Origin of the sequence: Piscinibacter sp. XHJ-5 (genome assembly GCF_029855045.1) — a bacterium.
Taxonomy (GTDB): domain Bacteria; phylum Pseudomonadota; class Gammaproteobacteria; order Burkholderiales; family Burkholderiaceae_C; genus Albitalea.
In genome coordinates this window covers 4922012-4941237 of sequence record NZ_CP123228.1, presented here as the reverse complement: position 1 = coordinate 4941237, position 19226 = coordinate 4922012, and the positions used below count along the sequence as shown (strand labels likewise).

Sequence of the window (19226 nt, the reverse complement as noted above, 5' to 3'; positions counted from 1 at the left end):
TTTCTCGTTCTCCGTTGAAGAAATCCGGTCACGGCTGAGGCGGCGGAGGCCGGCCCGACGGTACGTGCTCAGTGGGGATATGGAGCCGGGTTTGCCAAGTAAGCCTGGAAGAGGCGCGCGAACTGTCCACCATCGGTCGTGATGCTGGCCGACGTGCTTCCGCCTCCGCTGAACACGATCGCGAACACACCGCGGGCGGCGTACTCGGTCGGGTGCGTGAGCATGTAGTGGACATGGTTGTCCCGGTAGTGTCCCGGCGTGCCGCCGGGGGTCGCCGAGGGCACGCCCATCGGCGTCTGCCAGTACAGGATGGGGAGGTTGGCGAGCAGGCTTCGCGCAGCGGCCCACTGGTCGAGGTCCTGACGGAAGTTGGGTGTGGCGACGTTGGCTTCGTCCCAGTAGAACGGTCCGTTGCCGCGCCCCGCGCACTCGGCCGGGGGCGATGCGACCTCCATGCATCCGGCATCGCGGTCGCTCGTCTGCGCCACGATGAAGTCGGCCTTGTCTGCCCCGAGCTTCAGCATGAAGTTGCCGACGGTGGTGGCATCGCGGCCCCAGAACGACGGCGGAAACCCGAGCTTCGCCTTGGGCGCATACGACCGCCCGAGCGTCAACAGGCATTGCGCCAGGCCTGCGACGTTGTCGGGTTGGCCTGCGCACTCGCTCATGATGCTCACACGCGCCGGCAGCTTCGTCGGATCGCCGCCAGGAGCGCCTGCCAGGGCGAAGCCCCAGAAGTCCGGTTCCAGGTTGACCAGCGTGGGCAGGTCCGTCGCGCCGATCTTCTGGTACATCAACTTGACCTGCGCCCAGTAGCTGGCCATGAAGGTCGCATCGTTGACGGCGGCGAGATTGCCTTCGCCTTTGGCCGCCATCTGGTAGAGCGTGAACATGGGCACCGCGCCGATGGCCTTGACGTTCGCGGAGACATAGGTGATGTACGCGCCGTCGGGGCTGTTCCACGTGGGCCACGAACCGCTACCCACCCCGACCAGGTACGTGTCGATGATGTCGGGGTGGATCTGCTGGCTCGTGATGTCCGAGATCGAGTTGCCGGCACCCAAGCCGCCGAGAAGCCGATTCGGCATGCCGAGCGCCACGTTGATCGACGGACCAGGTGCCGGTGGAGGGTTCGATCCGCCGCCAGGCGCCGGATCCGACGGTGGTGCGGGCGCGGGTGCCACAGCAGCGTCGCCCGAACCGTTCGATCCACCACCGCATGCGGCAAGGACGGCGGCAAACAGCGTCGTGGCAAGGCGCCTCGTGCGGGTACGAATCAAAGTCGACATGGGGTGTGTGTGCTGATCGAAGTGAACGCTGAAGGCTCGGCCGGTGCCGCGGGAGTGGCCGGGGAACTGGTGCCACCGTGACCGCCGCAGCCCAGCAGCAGCGCCAACAGGCATGCGGACAGGCACAGGCAGGCGACGCCCCAGATGCGGCGACCCGCGGGCCGTTGTCGTGCCCCTTCACCTTGCACGGACGGCACCCGATGTAGCGGCACCCTGGTGTTCTTCGCCGTGTCTTGCTTGTCCTGGACGTCGCCATCACGCCGGCGTGTGTCGCCGTCGAACCTGGGGCGGCGACCTGCATCGACGAAGTGCGGGCACAGCAGACGTGCCGCGATCCGCATCAGCTCGATGCGCACCGCGTGCTCCGGCGACGCGATCTGGACAACCCGGCACAACGCCATGGCCCAGCACCGCGGGCAATGTTCCCAGTGGGCGTCGTCCGCAGCAGGGGTGTTCGCCGGTTGCGCCGACAGCCGGCCGCTGCGAAGCACCAGCGCGACCAGCGACGCCGCGGCATCGAGTTCGACGACGCTGCGTTCCTGCCCGGTCTGCACCCGGGCCGTGCGGGGCGGCGTCCGGCAGCCCTCGGCGGCGTCCGCCGTGGGCAGCGCCTGCAGCGAGCGCGCGAGTGCGTCCCGGCGGTTCCAGAGGCGTTCGAGGGCGCTGCGGCATGCGCAGCGCAGCGTCTCGTCGGCGCCCGGCAGCCGGGCGGGCGCCAGGTCCGCAAGACCGGACCGCAGGACCTGGGTGACGATGCGTGACAACTCGGGTCGGGGTGGGCCGCCCTGCCGGCGCGACGCGAATGGGGCGAAGTCCATGGCGCTGCAGTGTGGAAAAGCGTCGGCGCGCTTTCATGATCGAGTTGTGACGGACCGGACCGCAGGCCCGCGCGCAAGGCAAAGTCCACAGATATGCCTGCGCGACAATTCAATCTTGTCGGCCTTCTGCCGATAACTCGGTCGACGCCGCGGCCTTGCGGCGCGTGCACCAAGCGTGCGCATGCCGGGAAGCCCAAGACTGGACGCCCACGATGCCACCCCTGTCCCTCAGCACGTCCCGATATGCGGCGCAGCGGATCACCGCAGCGCCATGCCGTGGCGGGCACGCGACGGCGCCATGAGCGAGCTCGTCATTCAACTGCCCGGCGGGGCACTCGACCTGCTTCGAGGCCACGTGCTTCGCCACGGGAATCCGGTCAAGGTCGAGCCGCGGGCGTGGCGCGTGCTGGAGAAGCTGGCTCGTCTGCGCCATCGAGTGGTGACGAAGGAAGAGCTGCTGACAGCGCTGCGTCCCGAGGGCGCGGTATCCGAAGACGCGCTGCGGCAGGCGGTGCGTGCGGCACGACTGGCCATCGGCGACGACGGGCCGCAGCCCATCATCCGGTCGATCCCGCGCGTCGGCTACATCCTGGACGTGCCCATCGCACCGGCACTCGCACTGGCAGCGCCGGCCGCGGCGAGGGTGGTCAGCGACGGTATCCCCTCGTTGATCATCGGCCCGTTGCGCAATCAGACCGGGCAGCCGGGGCTGCAGTGGGCGGCGCACGGCCTGGCCGCCTGCATCGCGCACGGCCTGTCGATCGACGGACGCCTCCAGGTTCAGGACGCACAGTCGCTCGAGGCATCCTGGCCCCGGGAGCACCGCCGGATGCTGCAGATGCTTCACGCCGCCGGCGCGCGCTATGCCGTGGTCGGTTCATTGAGAATCGAAGGCAGCCAGCTCACGCTCGATCTGCAGATCGACGGCCACGACCGCAAGACCGTCATTCCAATCCGCGCCCCTGCTGCTGCAGGGCTCGTGGTTCCCGCCATCGAGGCCTTGCGGCAGACGCTGGTGGGCGTCGGCGAGCGCGACGCCTTGGCCCACGAGATGCGCGGCTGCTCGCTGCTGTCGATCGAGTTGTTCGCACGGGCCAAGCACTCGGCTGCGACAAACCGCCATGCTGCCGCGCTGCGGGCCCTGGGGCTGCTGCAACACCTGGACCCGGGCTTTCCTCGCCTCGGCCTGGAGCTTCTGCGCGCCCAGGCCCTCTGCGGCAGCGACGATGGGCCGGACACCGCGGCACGGCTGCTGGAGGCCGCCAGACGCGACCAGGACCGGGGGCTCGAAGCGCAAGCGCGGCAGTGCCTCGGGACGCTGCACCACGTGAAAGGCCGATTGCGCGAGGCGGCGCAGAGTTTCGAGCATGCCCTCGTGCTGGGCCGCAGCTGCATGCCGCCGCACTGGCAGGGATACACCTTGACGCTGCTCGCATCCGTCGAGTGCCGGCTCGGCGAGCTGCATTCCGTTCCCACACGTCTGAACGAGGCCCAGACGATCTTCACGCGCATCGGCAGCCACTGGGGGTTGCTGAACGTGTTTTGGCTGCGGGCGATCATGAGCTCGTTGTCCGGCCATGCCGAGCAGTCCATCCGGTGGAACAGAAAGCTCGCGAGAGTGGCACGCAGGCTCAATGCCAACACTGCCCTCGCGAGCGTGTGCGTCAATCTCGCGGGCGAACTGGTCTACGCCGATCGGCTGGACGAGGCGCGGGAGTGTGCCGAGGAGGCGACCGCCACCGCGCTGGCGATCGAGGCCAATGTGAGCCTTTTGAGCACAGTGGCCAACATCCACTGCCTGCTCCATCGTCAGCAAGGCCGCCCGGAGGCCGCCGCGGAGCTGCTGTCGCTGCTGCCGCAGCCGGCCCGTGTGGAGGACGACGGCTTCCTGTGGCAGGCCCACGGACATGCGGCCATGGCCGCCGGCCGCGTCGACGAGGCGGCCGACTGTTTCTTGCGGTCCGCGACCGAGTGCCGCCGCCACGGTAACCGCGCGGCCGAGGCGCCCCTGCTGCCCTGGCTCGTGGAGGCCCTCGTGCTCAGCGGGCGCCTGCCCGCGGCACACGCGGAACTCGACCGCGCGGACGCCCAAGCCCATCTGCAGGACGAGACCACCACCGCAAACCTGTTGTACCCGCGCGCCTTGCTGGCACGCCGGCACCAGCAGGAACCGGAGGCCCAGGCGCTGCTCGCGCGGCTCGCAACCGCGCCAGCCGCGCTGCCCCTGTTCCGGCGACTGGGGCAGGAGCTGTCGGCGACGCCCAGCGACCCGCAGCGCGAGTCCCCGATGCCGATGGCACCGCCCAACGGCGTGATGCGCCGGCAGTACCGGTTCGCCCACTGTGTGCTCGACGCGGAGCGCCGGGAACTGTGGGTCGACGGGCGGCTCCAGGCGCTCGCGCCAACGCCGTTCGACGTGCTCGTGCACCTGTACCGCAATCGTCATCGCGTGGTGACGCAGGACGAACTTCTCGACACCGTGTGGCGCAAGGCGGTGGGGTCGCCCGAAGTGGTCGCGCAGGCGATCGCCAAAATCCGGCAGGCGATGCGACGGAGCAAGACGCACACGGTGCGGGTTCAGACCGTCTACGGCAAGGGCTACCGTCTGCTGGCCGATGCGCTCGTGGAGCCCGATGACGATGCCGCCGCGGCCCTGTTGTCGGACCTGCACGCAACGCAGGAGCGCCCACTGGCCCTCGTGCCGCTACCAGTCGAGAAGCCAGGCGCCGGCCCGGCCTGTCGTGACCTCGTGTACCCATTGGAAGTCCTCGCCTACACGCTGGCCGTGCACTCGCGGCTGAAGCGCATGTCCGCCGCCGAGGTGCAGGCGGGCGTCGATGCCGCCCCCGCTGCGACGCCGGAAGCGATCGCGGCCGCGATCGGCGCCCGCTGCCCCGGCACGCATGTCCTGTTCGCTCGGCTGGCGCGCCGCAACGAAACCTTGGCGCTGGAGTACGTGTTGGTGTCGCCCGTGGCCCGGACCGGAGGCAGCATGCACGACCGGTCGCCGGCGGCACTCGGCCGGCGGCTGGCCGCCAAGCTGCTGCGGATGCATGCCGACACCACGGAGGCGCGTGCGCATGTCGCGGACGAGGGCACCTGGATGACGCAGCTGCTAGACCTCGCGTCGCGCGCCGCCGAAGAACACCGCTGGAGCGCCGCGCTGCATCTCCTCGACGTGGTCCTCGATCAGGATCCCGACCACGACCTGGCGGCGGACCTCAAGGTGCGCATCGACGCCGGCCGCGGCGCGCGGGACAGTGCGCGCGGCACCGACACGTCCACGCCCTGATCGGGACCGCGGCGTCGCGGGCGGCTGCTTTTGAGCAGCCGAATCGGCGATGGCGACAGGCTGCTTCAGGTCCAGGCAGTACAGGCCCGTGTCCATCCTGTCCATCACAGCGTTTCGAGCGCCAGCGCGATGCCCTGACCGCCGCCGATGCACAAGGTCACGATGCCCCGCCTCAAGCCGTCGCGTCGCATCGAATGCAGCAAGCGCGTGGTCAGCACGGCGCCCGTTGCGCCGATGGCGTGACCGTGGGCGATGGCGCCACCCTCGACGTTGACGGTGTCTTCCGGCAGGTCCAGCTCACGCAGGCAGGCCAGCGTGATCGCCGCGAATGCCTCGTTGATCTCGATGCGCTGGATGTCCGTGCGCTTCCAGTTGGCGCGTTCCAGGGCCAGTTTGACCGCCGGCACCGGCCCGATACCGAACATGCCCGGCTCAACCGCCGCGACGCCGTGCGAGACCAGGCGCGCCCATGGCCGTAGCCCGTGCTTCTCGGCAAAACTTCGCTCCGCGACGATCACCGCCGCTGCGCCGCTGTTCAGCCCTGGCGCGTTCCCGGCAGTGATCGTTCCGTCCTTTCGAAACGCCGGCTCGAGCTTGGCCAGTGACTCGACCGTGGTGTCAGGCCGATTGGCTTCGTCTCGGGAGAAGGGTCACCGGTCCCTTGCGGCCGGAGAGTTCGATGGCGACGATCTCTTCCGCGAACTTGCCGGCAGCCTGAGCCCCACTGAACCGTTGCTGTGAACGCGCGGCCCAGCGATCCTGGTCCTCGCGCGTCATGCCGTACCGACCGACGAGATCCTCGGTATGCCAGCCTGAGTGTTGACCGCTGAAGGCATCATGGAGACCGTCTCGCAGCATGCTGTCCAGCATCTGAGCGTCCCCCATGCGCTGTCCCCAGCGCGCGCCGGGCGCCAGATAGGGCGCCTGGTCCATGTTCTCCATGCCGCCGGCAACCGCAGCCGCGGCATAACCCGCCGCGATCTCGAGTGCCGCCGTTGCGATCGCTTGTGCACCCGATCCGCACACCCGATTCACCGTCAGGGCGGGCACCTGCACAGGCAGTCCGCCGCCGATGGCAGCTTGTCGTGCCGGATTCATCCGGGTGCCGGCCTGGATCACGTGTCCCATCACAACGGTGTCGACGGCTTGCGCGGCCAGACCTGAGCGATGAAGGGTCTCGCGAATCACCGCGGCACCCAGTGCGGACGCGGGCGTTTCCTTGAGCGAGCCGCCATAGCTTCCGATCGGTGTTCGGACCGGCGCGCAGAGAACGATGTCAGGGGTGGGCATGTGAGCACCTCGGGTTGTTGCGGTGAGTGGAAAGGTCAGGCACGTCGTTGCCTTTCCTTCAGCGGCATCAGGCCGCGGCTTTCGGAACGCTCGCGATCCGCATCGCGACGATGAAGTGACCGGCGCCAGGCACCTGGACAAACTCGGCCGCGGGGAGAAGTAGCTTGTTGGCTTGTCGGTCCGAGGGTCTTGACCAATCCTTCTCTCCGTAGATGAGGTGCACGGGTGCGCTGACCTCGGGGTAACGGGCGCGTGCCGCAATGAGGCTCGGCAGGTTCCCGTACACCGCGCGGGCAACGACCGGATACCCGGGCCGACGTCCGACCTTCAGCAATTCATCGACGTAGTCATCGTGCAGGGCGGCGGTGTTGCCGAGACCCCCGCGGAGCACCGCGCGCACGATCGGCTTGGGTTCGATTCCGGCGACGGTCGGGCCGACACCGGGCGCCAGCGCGCCGGTCACGACGAACCGGGCCAGCAGGCTGGACCGCGCGATGCCGCCCTCGATTCTTCGAATGCGATGCGGCCCCTCAGCGCAAGGGCTGGTAGCGCGATGCCGCTTCGTTGCTCGACAGGTGGGGCGCCATCGCCTTGCGCGCGCCTTCGTAGGCGTCCCAGAGGGCCACGTCGTGCAGCGACGGAAGCGTCACCGACTCGCCGCGCTCGAAGCCCAGCAAGGCGGCATCCACCAGGTCTTCGGCACGCATCACGATCTGCGCCGGCAGGTGCTCCACGGGAAGGCCGCCGCGTGCCCAGAATTCGGTGGCCGTCGCACCCGGCAGCACGGCTTGCACCTGCACGCCCTTGCCGGCCAGTTCGTGCTGCAGCGATTGACTGAAAGCCAGCACGAAGGCCTTGCTGCCGCCATACACGCCGTTCAGCGTCTCTGGCGAGACGGCCACGATGGAGGCGATGTTGATCAACGCACCTCTGCCGCGTGCCACGAAGCCGGGCACCGCGGCGTAGCTCAGCCGGGTGAGCGCCGTCACGTTGAGGTCGATCATGCGCACCATCTGGTCCACGTCGCTCTCCAGCAGCGACGTGTGCGTGCCCATGCCGGCGTTGTTGACCAGCAGGGTGATGCTCGCATCCTGCTTGAGCTTGTTTTCCACGCTGTGCAGCGCCACCGGGTTGTTCAGGTCGGCGGGAAAGACCTCCACCGCGCGGCCGTGGCGGCTGCTGATGTCCGCGGCCAACGGATTCAAACGCTCGCGGCTGCGGGCGACCAGGATGAGGTCGTAACCGCGCCGCGCCAGGCGGTCGGCGTAGAGAGCCCCGATGCCGGAGGAGGCTCCGGTGATGAGGGCGGTGCCCAGGCTTGTCTGCGTCATGGTGATGCTCCGTCTTGGGGTTTCGATGGTGCGCATGTTGTGCCGTCGGGCGTTTGGCGTAAATGACGCGTATAGTCGTGTTTTCTGCCATCGGCTCCCGAGACCGCACATGCACAGAATCAGCTACGTCCTGCCGGCCGGCTTTCAGGTGATGGCGCTGGCCACGCAGGCGGTCTTCGAGTTCGCCAACCTCGTGGCCGGCGAGCCCTTCTACGAGGTGACTTGCCACTCGATGCCCGGCGGCAGCGTGAACGCTTCGCTGGGCACGGCCCTGCAGACGAGGCCGTTCACCGCACGCAGCACGGCCGACACCTGGATGGTGGTGGGCGTGATCGACCCGTTGGCCACCCCCTCACCATCCGAACTGCTGCATGCGCTGCGAAAGTGCAGCGCTCGTGCGCGTCGGACCGTGGGGCTGTGCACCGGAGCCTTCGTACTGGCCGAGGCCGGCCTGCTGGCAGGGCGACGTGCCACCACGCACTGGGCTTATGCGCACGCACTGCAACGGCGGCATCCCGATGTCCAGGTCGAGCCGGACCGCATCTTCATCGCCGATGACCCGATCTGGACCTCCGCCGGCATGACGGCGGAACTGGACCTGGCGCTCGCCCTCGTCGGCAAGGACCTCGGCGACGACGTGGCGCGATCGGTGGCGCACCGGCTGGTCATGCATCAGCGCCGTTCGGGCGGCCAGTCGCAGCATTCGGAGATCCTGAATCTCGCGCCGCGCTCGGACCGCATCGCGCGGGCGCTGGAGCATGCACGCCGCCACCTGGCGCAGCCGCTGGGCGTGGAAGAACTCGCTGCCGCCGCGAACCTCAGCCCGCGCCAGTTCAGCCGTGTGTTCACGGCCGAGACCGGCCAGTCGCCAGCCAAGGCGGTAGAGCGTTTACGCGTGGAGGCGGCGCGCTTGATGATCGAGCGCAGCCGCCACCCGCTGGAGGTGGTTGCACGCGAAACCGGCTTTCGCGACCGACGCCATCTTCGCGAGGCGTTCATGCGGGGCTTGGGCAAGCCGCCTCAGTCGCTCAGGCGCGACGCCCGCCTGGGGTCCTGAGGCGTGTCGAGACGACGGTGGCGGTCTTGCCATGCGTCGATCGTCGACACTGCAGGCCGGCGACGTGATCGCCACCGGCACGCCGCCGGGCGTTGGCTTGGGTCACAAGCCGCCACGGCAGCTTCGCATCTGACAGCCGTCATTGCCTGACCCAGCAGTTGCTGCGCGACTCTGACCTGACGGTCGGGTTCGTTCACTGGCGGGCTGCTGCCGGCCATTTTCTGACTCTCACGAGCGTCCGCATCCGGGCTCGAGAGGGCGCCGCTCTCCATACTGGTTCTCGGCACCCCAAGAGGTTCATGCACCGTCCGTCAAGGCGCTGGCTCCGGCGGCTGCCACGCACGCGTCCTGTGTGGACTGCATGCCAGACACGCCGATCGCTCCAATCAACTGCCCCGCGTGCATCAGCGGAAGCCCGCCTTCGAGCGGGCAAACACCTTCCGTCGCCAACAGCCTGAGTCCCAGCCCCCCTGCGGCCAAGGCTTCTTCGAAGACCTTGGTGGGGCGCTTGAACCGCACGGCACTCTTAGCCTTCGCTTGAGCGACTGCGACGCTCCCGATCTGCGCCATGTCCATTTTGAGCAGAACGACGAGGTTCGCGCCGCTGTCCACCACCGCGATCACCATCGGCCATCCATTCGCCGCGGCTTCGGCTTCTGCGGCGGCGGCAACCCGCCGTGCCGTGTCGAGCGACACCGGAGCTCCATAAGGAATGGGTTGTGCAATGGTGCTCACATCGAACCTCTTGAAGTGACAATGCACCGCACGATAGCGGCGCACGGACTGCGCGCCTATTCCCAAACGTTTCGCATCCACTGTGCATAAATCGCCGGATCCATCCAGTGCCATCGTGTCGCCATCACTCGCCTGGGATGACGTTCGTTTCTTCGTGGCCGTAGCGCGCGAAGGCAGCCTGTCGGGCGCGGCGCGGGTGCTGAACGTCGAGCACTCGACGGTGGCGCGCCGAGTGGCCGCGCTTGAAGCGCGCATCGGTGTGCGCTTGTTCGACCGGATGCCGCGCAGTTGGACATTGACGAGCGAGGGAGAGGCGCTGCTCGCGCCTGCCGAGCGTCTGGAGCATGAGGCCCTGGCCTTCGGCCGCGCCGCGAAGGCCGCGATGAACATGCAGGGAACCGTGCGCGTGTCTGCCCCGCCGGCGTTCGCCAGCCACTTTCTGATCCCCCAATTGGCCGGCCAGACAGACCGATGGCCGGGCATCACGCTCGATGTTGTTGGAGAAGTCCGCACCGCCAATCTGCACCGCCAGGAGGCCGACCTCGCGCTTCGCTTCATGCGCCCGGACGAACCTGGGCTGGCCGCTCGCAGGCTTGGTGAACTGAGCTTTCGGCTCTATGCCGCACCGGCTTGGCTGACACGTTCCGAAGCGGACTGGCGCTTCCTCGGCTATGGCGAGCCGCTGGGTGACGTGCCTCATCAGCGGTTGCTCGCGGACATCGCCGGTGCGCGACCTTTCGTCCTCCGAAGCAACGATCTTGCAGCGCTACACCATGCGTGTAGAGCCGGCTTGGGATTTGCAATGCTGCCGAGCTTCCTGGCACGCGCCGACAGTGCGCTTGTCGAAGTACCCGGTGCAGACCTGCCGGTGTTGCGCGAGATCTGGAGTGTGATTCATCCTGACGTGCGTCGCTCTGCGCGCGTCAGGCTGATGGCCGACCTGATCGCGGAGGCGGTTCAGGCAAGCGCTGCGATCTTGGTCTAGAGCCAATGGCCGCTTCAAGGCCAACGGTTCCAGTCTATGGAGGACAGCTAAGGGTCGTCCACCGTCGACCGACTGGGATCGGTGACGACAACTGCACGGCGCATTGCTGCTGTCGCAGGACATCATGACCGTCCCACTACCGGCATTGCCCGCCACGAGAAGCCTTCTGACACTGGTGGACGGCGAAATCGTGTTTGAGGATCCGTCCTTGGCGGACGCGGCTTCCCACAAATGACGTCAATGTTTCTGAGCGAGTCAAACAGCCATCGGCCATCAGCGGCAACACGGGGCCGTTGCCGGGATATCTCGACCGCCAGGTCAAGACGGACCAGCGTCCTTCGCATTCGACGACTGAGCGACCGCTGCCGAGACCAGTCGTTGAAAGTTCGACGCGCGGCGCGACGCCATCGTGGCGGCGATCGACGCCGGCGCCGCCGGCTACATTCCGAAGGCGGCGCAGGGGTCAGTGTTCGCTGACGCGCTGCGCTTGGTGATCGACGGCGGCGTCTACGTGCCTGCCGAGGCGCTGGTCGCCGACGAGCCGGGCGCCGATGCGGCCACGATCGACGACCTGTCTCCGCGCCAGGTGCAGGTGCTGCAGATGCTGCTGCAAGGCAAGAGCAACAAGCTGATCGGCCGCGCGCTCGACCTGTCGGAGTCCACGGTCAAGACCCACCTGCTCGCTATCTTCCGCCGTCTCAATGTCAACAGCCGCACCCAGGCGGTCCTGGCGGCTGCGCGCCTGGGGCTGCGCCTGCCGCATGGTGCCTGATGGGCGACGCACCTGATAGCACCAAACGGGTGTGGCGTCAGACGCCCGCAGTTGGACCGGGACGCCGAGCATCGACGGTCGGATCGCGAGGTCTGAAGACCGGTGACGGGCCTTGGCATCAGGCCGTAAACGGACTGAGTAGCACTCCTTCAGCCCCGGGCACGCTCAAGCACGAATTCGATGAAGGTCGATGCAGCGAGCGTGTGGTGCCGGTTGGGCATGTACACCATGAAGAGATGCGTGCCGAAGATGCTGAGCCGCCAGGCATCGAGCGTCGTCACCACCTCGCCGCGCCTCACGTCCTCACGCACCACGTAGTCCGGAACGATCCCCACGCCAAGTCCGGCAAGCACGGCTTGGCGCAGGAACAGGAAGTTCTCGGAGATCAGCGTCGGCTCGAGGGTCACCTCGTGGCGCTGCCCGTCGAGGTAGGCCGCGAGGCGCAGCTGGCGTCCCACCACGTTGGATGTGATGAGCGGCGCCGTGGCCAACTCCTCAAGCGTCGTGACCAAGCCGTGCGCGTCCGCGAATTCGCGTGAGGCACAGGCCACGTAGCGCACCGGTCCGAGCTCGCGCGCGACCAAGCTCTGCGGCGGCTCGGACATCACGCGGATCGCGATGTCGATCTCCTCGCGCAGCAGGTCCTCCACCCGGTTCTCGAACGTGACGTCGAGGACGATGTCCGGATACGTGCGCTTGAAGTCGATCAGCCAAGAAGACATCACCATCTGGCCATAGCCGCTCGGCACGCTCAGACGCACCCGTCCCTGCAGGCTGCGGCCCAGCGCCGTAACCGACTCCTTCGCGGCCAGCAACTCGTTCTGGATGTTGAGGCCGTGCTCGTACAGGCGCAGGCCGACCTCGGTGGGTTCGATTCGGCGCGTCGTGCGGCGCACCAACTGCAGGCCGACAGAGCGCTCGAACTGTTGCAGGTGGTAGCTCACGTTCGCGCGCGTCATCTTGAGCTTGCGGGCCGCCTTGCTGAGATTGCCGGCCTCGATGATTTCGACGAGGAGGGTGAGCGATCCGGGATCCATGGCCGACGTCAAGGAAAAGAATCCTTGACAGTCTGTCAACGGCTTCTGTGATTGTCAAACATCGCCAGCGTCCGAAGAATGGGCCTCAAGGCATGAACCGCCATAGCCAGGAGCTCTCGAGATGGCCAGCACCACACTTCGCCCGCCCGCTACGTCCCCCGTGACGCGTGAGCATCGCGGCAGCGTGCTGGTCGTGACCGTCGACAACGCCCCCGTCAACGCGCTCAGCGCGGACGTGCGCCGAGGCCTGGCCGACGCCATCGAGGCCGCGCAGGCCGACAGCGCGGTTGCCGCAGTCCTCCTTGTCGGTGCGGGCCGCACCTTCATTGCCGGCGCCGACATCCGCGAGTTCGGCAAGCCGCCCGAGCTGCCTTCACTGCCCGACGTGTGCAACCGCATCGAGGCCAGCGCCAAGCCGGTGGTCGCGACGATCCACGGCACCGCGCTCGGTGGCGGGCTCGAGATCGCGCTGGCGGCCCACTACCGGATCGCTGTTCCGAGCGCGAAGCTCGGCCTGCCCGAGGTGTCGCTGGGGCTGATCCCAGGCGCCGGAGGAACCCAGCGCACGCCGCGCCTTGTCGGCGTGGCTGCAGCCCTCGACCTCATGCTGAGCGGCCGACCCGTCGATGCGAGCCAGGCTCTCGCGCTCGGCCTGATCGACCGGCTCGGGCAGAGCGAGGACGCGCTCGGCGAAGGCCTGGCCTATGCGCTTGCGCTGCTGGCCGAGGGCGCCTTGCCGCGCCGCACGCGAGACGCGCGCGCCGCGCTGGCCGACCGTGACGCGCAACGCGCCGCGCTGGATGCCGCGCGCAAGGACGTGACAACGAAGCAGCGCGGCCTGTTCTCGCCGGGCAAGATCGTGGACGCGGTCGAAGCCTCGCTCGAGCAGCCCTTCGACAAGGGCCTGCGCCTCGAGCGCGAGCTGTTCCTGCAATGCATCGACAGCCCCCAGCGCGCCGGCCTGATCCACGCCTTCTTCGCGGAGCGCGAAGTGCTCAAGGCACCCGAAACAAGGGCCGCCAAGCCGCGCGCCATTGCGTCGGCGGGCATCGTCGGCGGCGGAACGATGGGCGCCGGCATCGCCGTGGCCATGCTCGATGCGGGTCTGCAGGTCACGATGGTCGAGCGCGACGAGGCGAGCCTGGAACGCGGCCGCGCCAACGTCGCGAAGGTCTACGACGCCCTCGTCGCCAAGGGTCGCATGAGCGCGGATGCGCGTGCGCAGGTGCTGTCGCGCTTCGGCGGCTCGACCGACTACGCCGCCTTCGCGCAGACGGACCTCGTGGTCGAGGCGGTGTTCGAGGACATGGCCGTCAAGAAGGCGGTGTTCGCCGAGCTCGACCGCGTCTGCAAGCGCGGCGCCGTGCTGGCGACCAACACCTCCTACCTCGACATCGACGAGATCGCGGCCAGCGTCTCGCGGCCCGGCGACGTGCTGGGGCTGCACTTCTTCTCGCCGGCCAACATCATGAAGCTGCTCGAGATCGTGGTGCCTGCGCAGGTCAGCGCCGACGTGGTGGCCACGGGCTTCGAGCTCGCGAAGAAATGCGCCAAGGTGCCGGTGCGCGCTGGCGTCTGCGACGGCTTCATCGGCAACCGCATCCTGGCCGTGTATCGCCAGGCGGCCGACCACATGATGGAAGACGGCGCCTCGCCCTACCAGATCGACCGCGCGCTGCGCGAGTTCGGCTTTCCGATGGGGCCGTTCCAGGTGTCCGACCTGGCCGGCGGCGACATCGGCTGGGCGACGCGCAAGCGCCGCGCCGCGACGCGCGACCCGCGTGTACGCTACGTGCAGATCGCCGACCGCCTCTGCGAACGCGGCTGGTTCGGCCAGAAGACCGGACGCGGCTACTACCTCTACCCGGCAGGCGCGCGCACCGGCAGCGAGGATCCGCAGGTGCTCGCGATCGTCGACGCCGAGCGCCGGCGCGCCGGCATCACGCCGCGCAGCTTCGACGACGAGGAGATCGTGCGCCGCTACATGGCCGCGATGATCAACGAGGGCGCCAATGTCGTGCACCAGCGCATCGCCCTTCGCCCCCTCGACGTCGACGTGGTGTTCCTGTCCGGCTACGGCTTCCCGCGCCATCGCGGCGGCCCGATGAAGTACGCCGACATGGTGGGCCTGCCCGAGGTGCTTGCCGACATCCGCAAGTTCGCGAAGGAAGACCCCCTGTTCTGGCAGCCCTCGCCCTTGCTCGTCGAGCTGGTCGGGCGCGGCGCCGATTTCGACAGTCTCAACAAGTCCTGAGGAGTACCACCATGCGTGAAGCCGTCATCGTTTCCACCGCCCGCACCCCGCTGACCAAGGCGCACCGGGGCGAGTTCAACATCACCCCGGGACCCACGCTCGCGTCCTTCGCGGTGCGCGCGGCCGTGGACCGCGCAGGCATCGACCCGGCCTTGATCGAAGACGTCATCCTCGGCTGCGGCTACCCCGAAGGCGCGACGGGACGCAATGTTGCGCGGCAGACCGTCGTCCGCGCCGGGCTGCCGATCGGCATCGCGGGCACCACCGTCAACCGCTTCTGCGCTTCGGGCCTGCAGGCCATCGCGATGGCGGCCGGGCGCATCGTCGTCGAAGGCGTTCCCGCGATGATCGCCGGCGGCGTCGAGAGCATCTCGCAGATCCGCACGCGCGAGGACGGCAATTCCGGCATGGACCCGTGGATCGTCGAGCACAAGCCCGAGCTCTACATGGAAATGATCGATACCGCCGACATCGTCGCGGCGCGCTACGGCATCAGCCGCGAGGCGCAGGACGCCTTCTCGGTGGAGAGCCAGCGCAGGACCGCAGCTGCGCAGCTCGCGGGCCGCTATCGCGAGGAGATCGTCCCGGTGACCACCACGATGGCGGTCAAGGACAAGGAGACCGGCGCGATCAGCAGGCGCCAGGTCACCGTCGATGCCGATACCTGCAATCGGCCCGGCACGACCTACGAGGCCCTTGCGAAGCTGGAGCCGGTCAAGGGGTCCGGCAAGTTCATCACCGCCGGCAACTCATCGCAACTGTCCGACGGCGCCTCGGCCTGCGTGCTGATGGAGGCGAAGGAGGCCACGCGCTCCGGCGCGACGCCGCTGGGGGCGTTCCGAGGCCTCGCGGTGGCCGGCTGCGAGCCGGACGAGATGGGCATCGGCCCGGTCCTGGCCGTGCCCAAGCTGCTGGCGCGCCACGGCCTCACGGTCGACGACATCGGGCTGTGGGAGCTCAACGAAGCCTTCGCCTCGCAGTCGATCCATTGCCGCGATCGCCTGGGCATCCCGGACGAGCGGCTCAATGTCGACGGCGGGGCGATCTCCATCGGCCACCCCTTTGGCATGACGGGCGCGCGGCTGGCGGGCCACGTGCTGATCGAAGGCAAGCGCCGCGGCGTGAAGTACGCGGTGGTCACGATGTGCATTGCAGGCGGCATGGGCGCCGCCGGCCTGTTCGAGATCTATTGAGGGCGAAGAGAGATGGACCTCAAATTCACGCCTGCCGAAGAGGCCTTTCGCGACGAAGTGCGCGGCTTCCTGGCCGACAAGCTTCCACAGCGCGTTTCCGACAAGGTGCGCACCGGCAAGCACCTCACCAAGGCCGACACGGAGGAATGGCACGCCATCCTTCATGCACGCGGCTGGCTCGCCAGCCATTGGCCCGAGGAGTACGGCGGCCCCGGCTGGACCACGGTGCAGAAGTTCATCTTCGAGCACGAGTGCGCGCTGGCGCATGCGCCGCGCATCCTGCCCTTCGGACTCAGCATGCTGGGGCCGGTGCTGATCAAGTACGGCAACGAGGCGCAGAAGCGCCGCTGGCTGCCGCGCATCCTCGACGGCTCGGACTGGTGGTGCCAGGGCTATTCGGAGCCGGGCGCGGGCTCGGACCTCGCATCGGTGAAGACGTCTGCCGTGCGCGACGGCGATCACTACGTCGTCAACGGCCAGAAGACCTGGACCACGCTGGGCCAGCACGCCAACATGATCTTCTGCCTGGTGCGCACCTCGCGCGACAGCAAGAAGCAGGAAGGCATCAGCTTCCTGCTGATCGACATGGCGTCGCCCGGCGTCGAGGTGCGGCCCATCATCACGCTCGACGGCGATCACGAGGTCAACGAGGTGTTCTTCACCGACGTGCGCGTGCCGGCGGAGAACCTGGTCGGCGAGGAGAACAAGGGCTGGACCTGCGCCAAGTACCTGCTGACCTACGAGCGCACCAACATCGCGGGCGTCGGCTTCTCGGTGGCCGCGCTCGAGAGGCTGAAGCGCGTCGCCGCCACGCAGAAGAAGAACGGCCGCCCGCTCGCCGAAGACCCGGCGTTCGCAGCGCGCATGGCGCGCGTCGAGATCGAGCTCGAGAACATGAAGACCACCAACCTGCGCGTGCTCGCTGCGGTGGCCGGTGGCGGCGCGCCCGGCGCGGAGAGCTCCATGCTGAAGATCCGCGGCACGCAGATCCGGCAGGAGATCTCGTCGCTCTATCGCCGCGCGATGGGGCCCTATGCGCAGCCCTTCGTCGCGCAGGCCTTCGAGGAAGGCCACGACGGCGAGCCCGTCGGCCCGGCCGAGGCGGCCACGGCGGCCGCGCAGTACTTCAACAACCGCAAGCTGTCGATCTTCGGCGGCTCCAACGAGATCCAGAGAAACATCATCACCAAGATGATTCTCGGGTTGTGATCACGGGGACGAGACGATGAACTTCGAACACACCGAAGACCGCCGCATGCTGGCGGACACGCTGAGCCGCTTCGTGAGAGAGGAGTACGGCTTCGATGCGCGCGACCGCATCGTGAAGTCGCCGCAAGGCTACAGCCCGCAAGCGTGGCGACACTTCGCCGAGCTGGGCGTGATCGGCGCGCTGCATGGCGAGGCCGATGGCGGCTTCGGCGGCACCGGCTTCGACATCGCGGTGGTCTTCGAGCAGCTGGGCCGCGGCCTGGTGGTCGAGCCCCTGCTGGGAAGCGCGGTGCTCGCCGGCAGCACGATCGCGGCGGCGGGCGACGAACACCAGCGGCAGCTGCTGGCCTCGATCATCGACGGCTCGCGCATCGCTGCATTCGCCCACGCCGAGCCGGACTCGCGCTACGAGCTCGCGCGCATCTCCACGCGCGCGCAGCGGCAGGCGGACGGCTGGGTGCTCGACGGCGCCAAGGCGGTGGTGCTGCAGGGCGAAGCCGCCGACTTTTTCGTCGTGAGCGCGCGGACCTCCGGCGACGTGGACGACGAGGCGGGCATCACGCTGTTCCTCGTGAACGCCGACGCGGCCGGGATCTCACTGCGCGGCTACCCGCTCATCGACGGCGGCCGCGCGGCGGAGCTGCGCCTGTCGGGCGTGCGCGTGGACGCCGATGCTCTGCTGGGCCGGGAAGGCGCAGGCCACGCGGTGCTGGAAGCCGCGGTCGGCAGGGGCGTCCTCGCCTTGTGCGCCGAAAGCCTCGGCGCGATGGACGCGGCCAAGGAAACGACGCTCGAGTACCTGCGCACCCGCAAGCAGTTCGGCGTGCCGATCGGCGGCTTCCAGGCGCTGCAGCATCGCATGGCCGACATGCTGCTCGAGATCGAGCAGGCGCGCTCGGCCGTCATCAATGCCGCCGCCGCGCTGGAAGGCGACCGGGTGGGCCGCGAGCGCGCGCTGTCCGCGGCCAAGGTGACGGTCGGGCGGGTCGGGGCGCTGGTCGCCGAGGAGTGCATCCAGATGCACGGCGGCATCGGCATGACCTGGGAACTGCCGCTGGCTCACTACGCGAAGCGCCTGGTGATGATGGACCACCAGCTCGGCGACGAGGACCATCACCTGGAACGCTATGTGTCCCTCGGAAGGAGAGCCGCTCATGAGTGAAGCCGTTCTCGTGCGCCGCGAAGGCCGCGTGCTGGTGCTGGTCAACAACAACCCCGCGGCCCGCAATGCGATCTCGCCCGGCTTCTACGAAGGGCTGGCCGCTGGCCTCGCCCAGGCCGATGCCGATCCAGAGACAGGCGCGGTGGTGCTCACCGGCGCGGGCAACTTCTTCTGCGCCGGCGGCGACCTGCAGCAGCTCGCCAAGCGGCGCGAGCTCCCGCCGGCCGGCCGGCGCGAACGCATCGAGGCCTTGCACGACGCGATCCGCGCGATCGGCGCCTGCAGCAAGCCGGTCATCGCCGCTGTCGAAGGCGGCGCGGCCGGGGCGGGCGTGTCCTTCGCGCTGGCCTGCGACATGCTCGTCATGGCACGCGATGCCTACTTCTCGGTGGCCTATGTGAAGGTGGGCCTGAGCCCGGACGGCGGTGCGACCGCCTTTCTCTCGAAGCTCGTTTCGCGCCAGCTGCTCACCGAGCTCGCCCTCACGGGCGACCGCATCGGGGCGGGGCGGCTCGATGCGCTCGGCGTGGTGAACCGACTCACCGACAGCGGCCGTGCCGAGGCCGAGGCGATCGCGCTCGCCGCACGCATCGCCGAAGGCCCGAGGCGTGCCCTCGGCCGCATCAAGACCCTGTGCCTGCAGGCGCCCGACAACGCGCTCGAGGCGCAGCTCGACCTCGAGGCGCACCACATGGTCGAGTCGCTCGGCGACGCGGAATCGAGCGAAGGCATCGCCGCCTTCTTCGACAAGCGCGCACCCCGCTTCCGGGCCTTGCGCGCGGCCTCTGGAGAGCCGTCATGA

General features: G+C 68.5%; 15 protein-coding genes and 1 pseudogene. 9 read left to right on the top strand and 7 right to left on the bottom strand.

Translation table 11 applies throughout. From position 1 onward, the window contains the following. Positions 1–68: 68 nt before the first annotated feature. Together P7V53_RS23235 and P7V53_RS23230 are read right to left on the bottom strand one after the other, a co-directional pair. Entirely contained in the window at positions 69–1088 is a 1020-nt protein-coding gene (locus P7V53_RS23235) for a hypothetical protein (protein WP_280151877.1), read from the bottom strand. 188 nt (positions 1089–1276) lie between these two features. Further along, positions 1277–2053 carry a hypothetical protein gene (locus P7V53_RS23230; RefSeq protein WP_280151876.1) on the bottom strand — a complete coding sequence of 259 codons (777 nt, stop codon included), beginning with the start codon at positions 2051–2053 and terminating at the stop codon, positions 1277–1279. 721 nt (positions 2054–2774) lie between these two features. Here P7V53_RS23230 and P7V53_RS23225 point away from each other — a divergent pair. Next, positions 2775–5399, top strand: coding sequence for a winged helix-turn-helix domain-containing protein (locus P7V53_RS23225; protein WP_280151875.1), 2625 nt, complete (start codon positions 2775–2777; stop codon positions 5397–5399). A 104-nt stretch (positions 5400–5503) separates the two neighbouring features. Here P7V53_RS23225 and P7V53_RS23220 read toward each other — a convergent pair. The 3 genes and pseudogenes from P7V53_RS23220 to P7V53_RS23210 form a co-directional block, all read right to left on the bottom strand. Next, positions 5504–6689, bottom strand: a pseudogene (locus P7V53_RS23220) (acetyl-CoA C-acetyltransferase). A gap of 67 nt (positions 6690–6756) precedes the next feature. Next, positions 6757–7152, bottom strand: coding sequence for a hypothetical protein (locus P7V53_RS23215; RefSeq protein WP_280151874.1), 396 nt, complete (start codon positions 7150–7152; stop codon positions 6757–6759). 67 nt (positions 7153–7219) lie between these two features. Beyond that, positions 7220–8020 (bottom strand): SDR family oxidoreductase, encoded by an 801-nt coding sequence (locus tag P7V53_RS23210; protein WP_280151873.1) that lies wholly within the window; start codon positions 8018–8020, stop codon positions 7220–7222. A 109-nt stretch (positions 8021–8129) separates the two neighbouring features. On the opposite strand from P7V53_RS23210, the gene P7V53_RS23205 reads away from it, so the two are divergent. After that, the gene (locus P7V53_RS23205) at positions 8130–9077 is read left to right on the top strand and encodes a GlxA family transcriptional regulator (protein ID WP_280151872.1); all 948 of its coding nucleotides are present in this window, start codon (positions 8130–8132) and stop codon (positions 9075–9077) included. Between the two features lie 297 nt (positions 9078–9374). Here the strand turns inward: P7V53_RS23205 and P7V53_RS23200 are convergent, their stop codons facing one another. After that, positions 9375–9926: a heme-binding protein gene (locus P7V53_RS23200; RefSeq protein WP_280151871.1), complete on the bottom strand. Its 552-nt coding sequence runs from the start codon at positions 9924–9926 to the stop codon at positions 9375–9377. Between the two features lies 1 nt (position 9927). Here P7V53_RS23200 and P7V53_RS23195 point away from each other — a divergent pair, with 1 nt between their 5' ends. Together P7V53_RS23195 and P7V53_RS23190 are read left to right on the top strand one after the other, a co-directional pair. Further along, positions 9928–10797 (top strand): LysR family transcriptional regulator, encoded by an 870-nt coding sequence (locus tag P7V53_RS23195; protein ID WP_280151870.1) that lies wholly within the window; start codon positions 9928–9930, stop codon positions 10795–10797. A 409-nt stretch (positions 10798–11206) separates the two neighbouring features. Then, the gene (locus tag P7V53_RS23190) at positions 11207–11569 is read left to right on the top strand and encodes a response regulator transcription factor (protein WP_280151869.1); all 363 of its coding nucleotides are present in this window, start codon (positions 11207–11209) and stop codon (positions 11567–11569) included. A 149-nt stretch (positions 11570–11718) separates the two neighbouring features. Here P7V53_RS23190 and P7V53_RS23185 read toward each other — a convergent pair whose 3' ends face one another. Next, on the bottom strand, positions 11719–12606 hold the full coding sequence (locus P7V53_RS23185; RefSeq protein ID WP_280156591.1) for a LysR family transcriptional regulator: 888 nt from the start codon (positions 12604–12606) through the stop codon (positions 11719–11721). 121 nt (positions 12607–12727) lie between these two features. On the opposite strand from P7V53_RS23185, the gene P7V53_RS23180 reads away from it, so the two are divergent. The 5 genes from P7V53_RS23180 to P7V53_RS23160 are packed head-to-tail and all read left to right on the top strand — an operon-like array spanning position 12728 to position 19226. Further along, the gene (locus P7V53_RS23180) at positions 12728–14860 is read left to right on the top strand and encodes a 3-hydroxyacyl-CoA dehydrogenase NAD-binding domain-containing protein (RefSeq protein ID WP_280151868.1); all 2133 of its coding nucleotides are present in this window, start codon (positions 12728–12730) and stop codon (positions 14858–14860) included. Between the two features lie 11 nt (positions 14861–14871). Then, positions 14872–16053: an acetyl-CoA C-acyltransferase gene (locus P7V53_RS23175; protein ID WP_280151867.1), complete on the top strand. Its 1182-nt coding sequence runs from the start codon at positions 14872–14874 to the stop codon at positions 16051–16053. Positions 16054–16065: 12 nt separating this feature from the next. Further along, the gene (locus P7V53_RS23170) at positions 16066–17262 is read left to right on the top strand and encodes an acyl-CoA dehydrogenase family protein (RefSeq protein ID WP_280151866.1); all 1197 of its coding nucleotides are present in this window, start codon (positions 16066–16068) and stop codon (positions 17260–17262) included. Positions 17263–17278: 16 nt separating this feature from the next. Further along, complete coding sequence (locus tag P7V53_RS23165; protein WP_280151865.1) at positions 17279–18424, top strand: acyl-CoA dehydrogenase; 1146 nt, start codon at positions 17279–17281, stop codon at positions 18422–18424. Then, positions 18417–19226 carry an enoyl-CoA hydratase gene (locus P7V53_RS23160; RefSeq protein ID WP_280151864.1) on the top strand — a complete coding sequence of 270 codons (810 nt, stop codon included), beginning with the start codon at positions 18417–18419 and terminating at the stop codon, positions 19224–19226. The genes P7V53_RS23165 and P7V53_RS23160 overlap by 8 nt, the downstream gene beginning before the upstream one ends.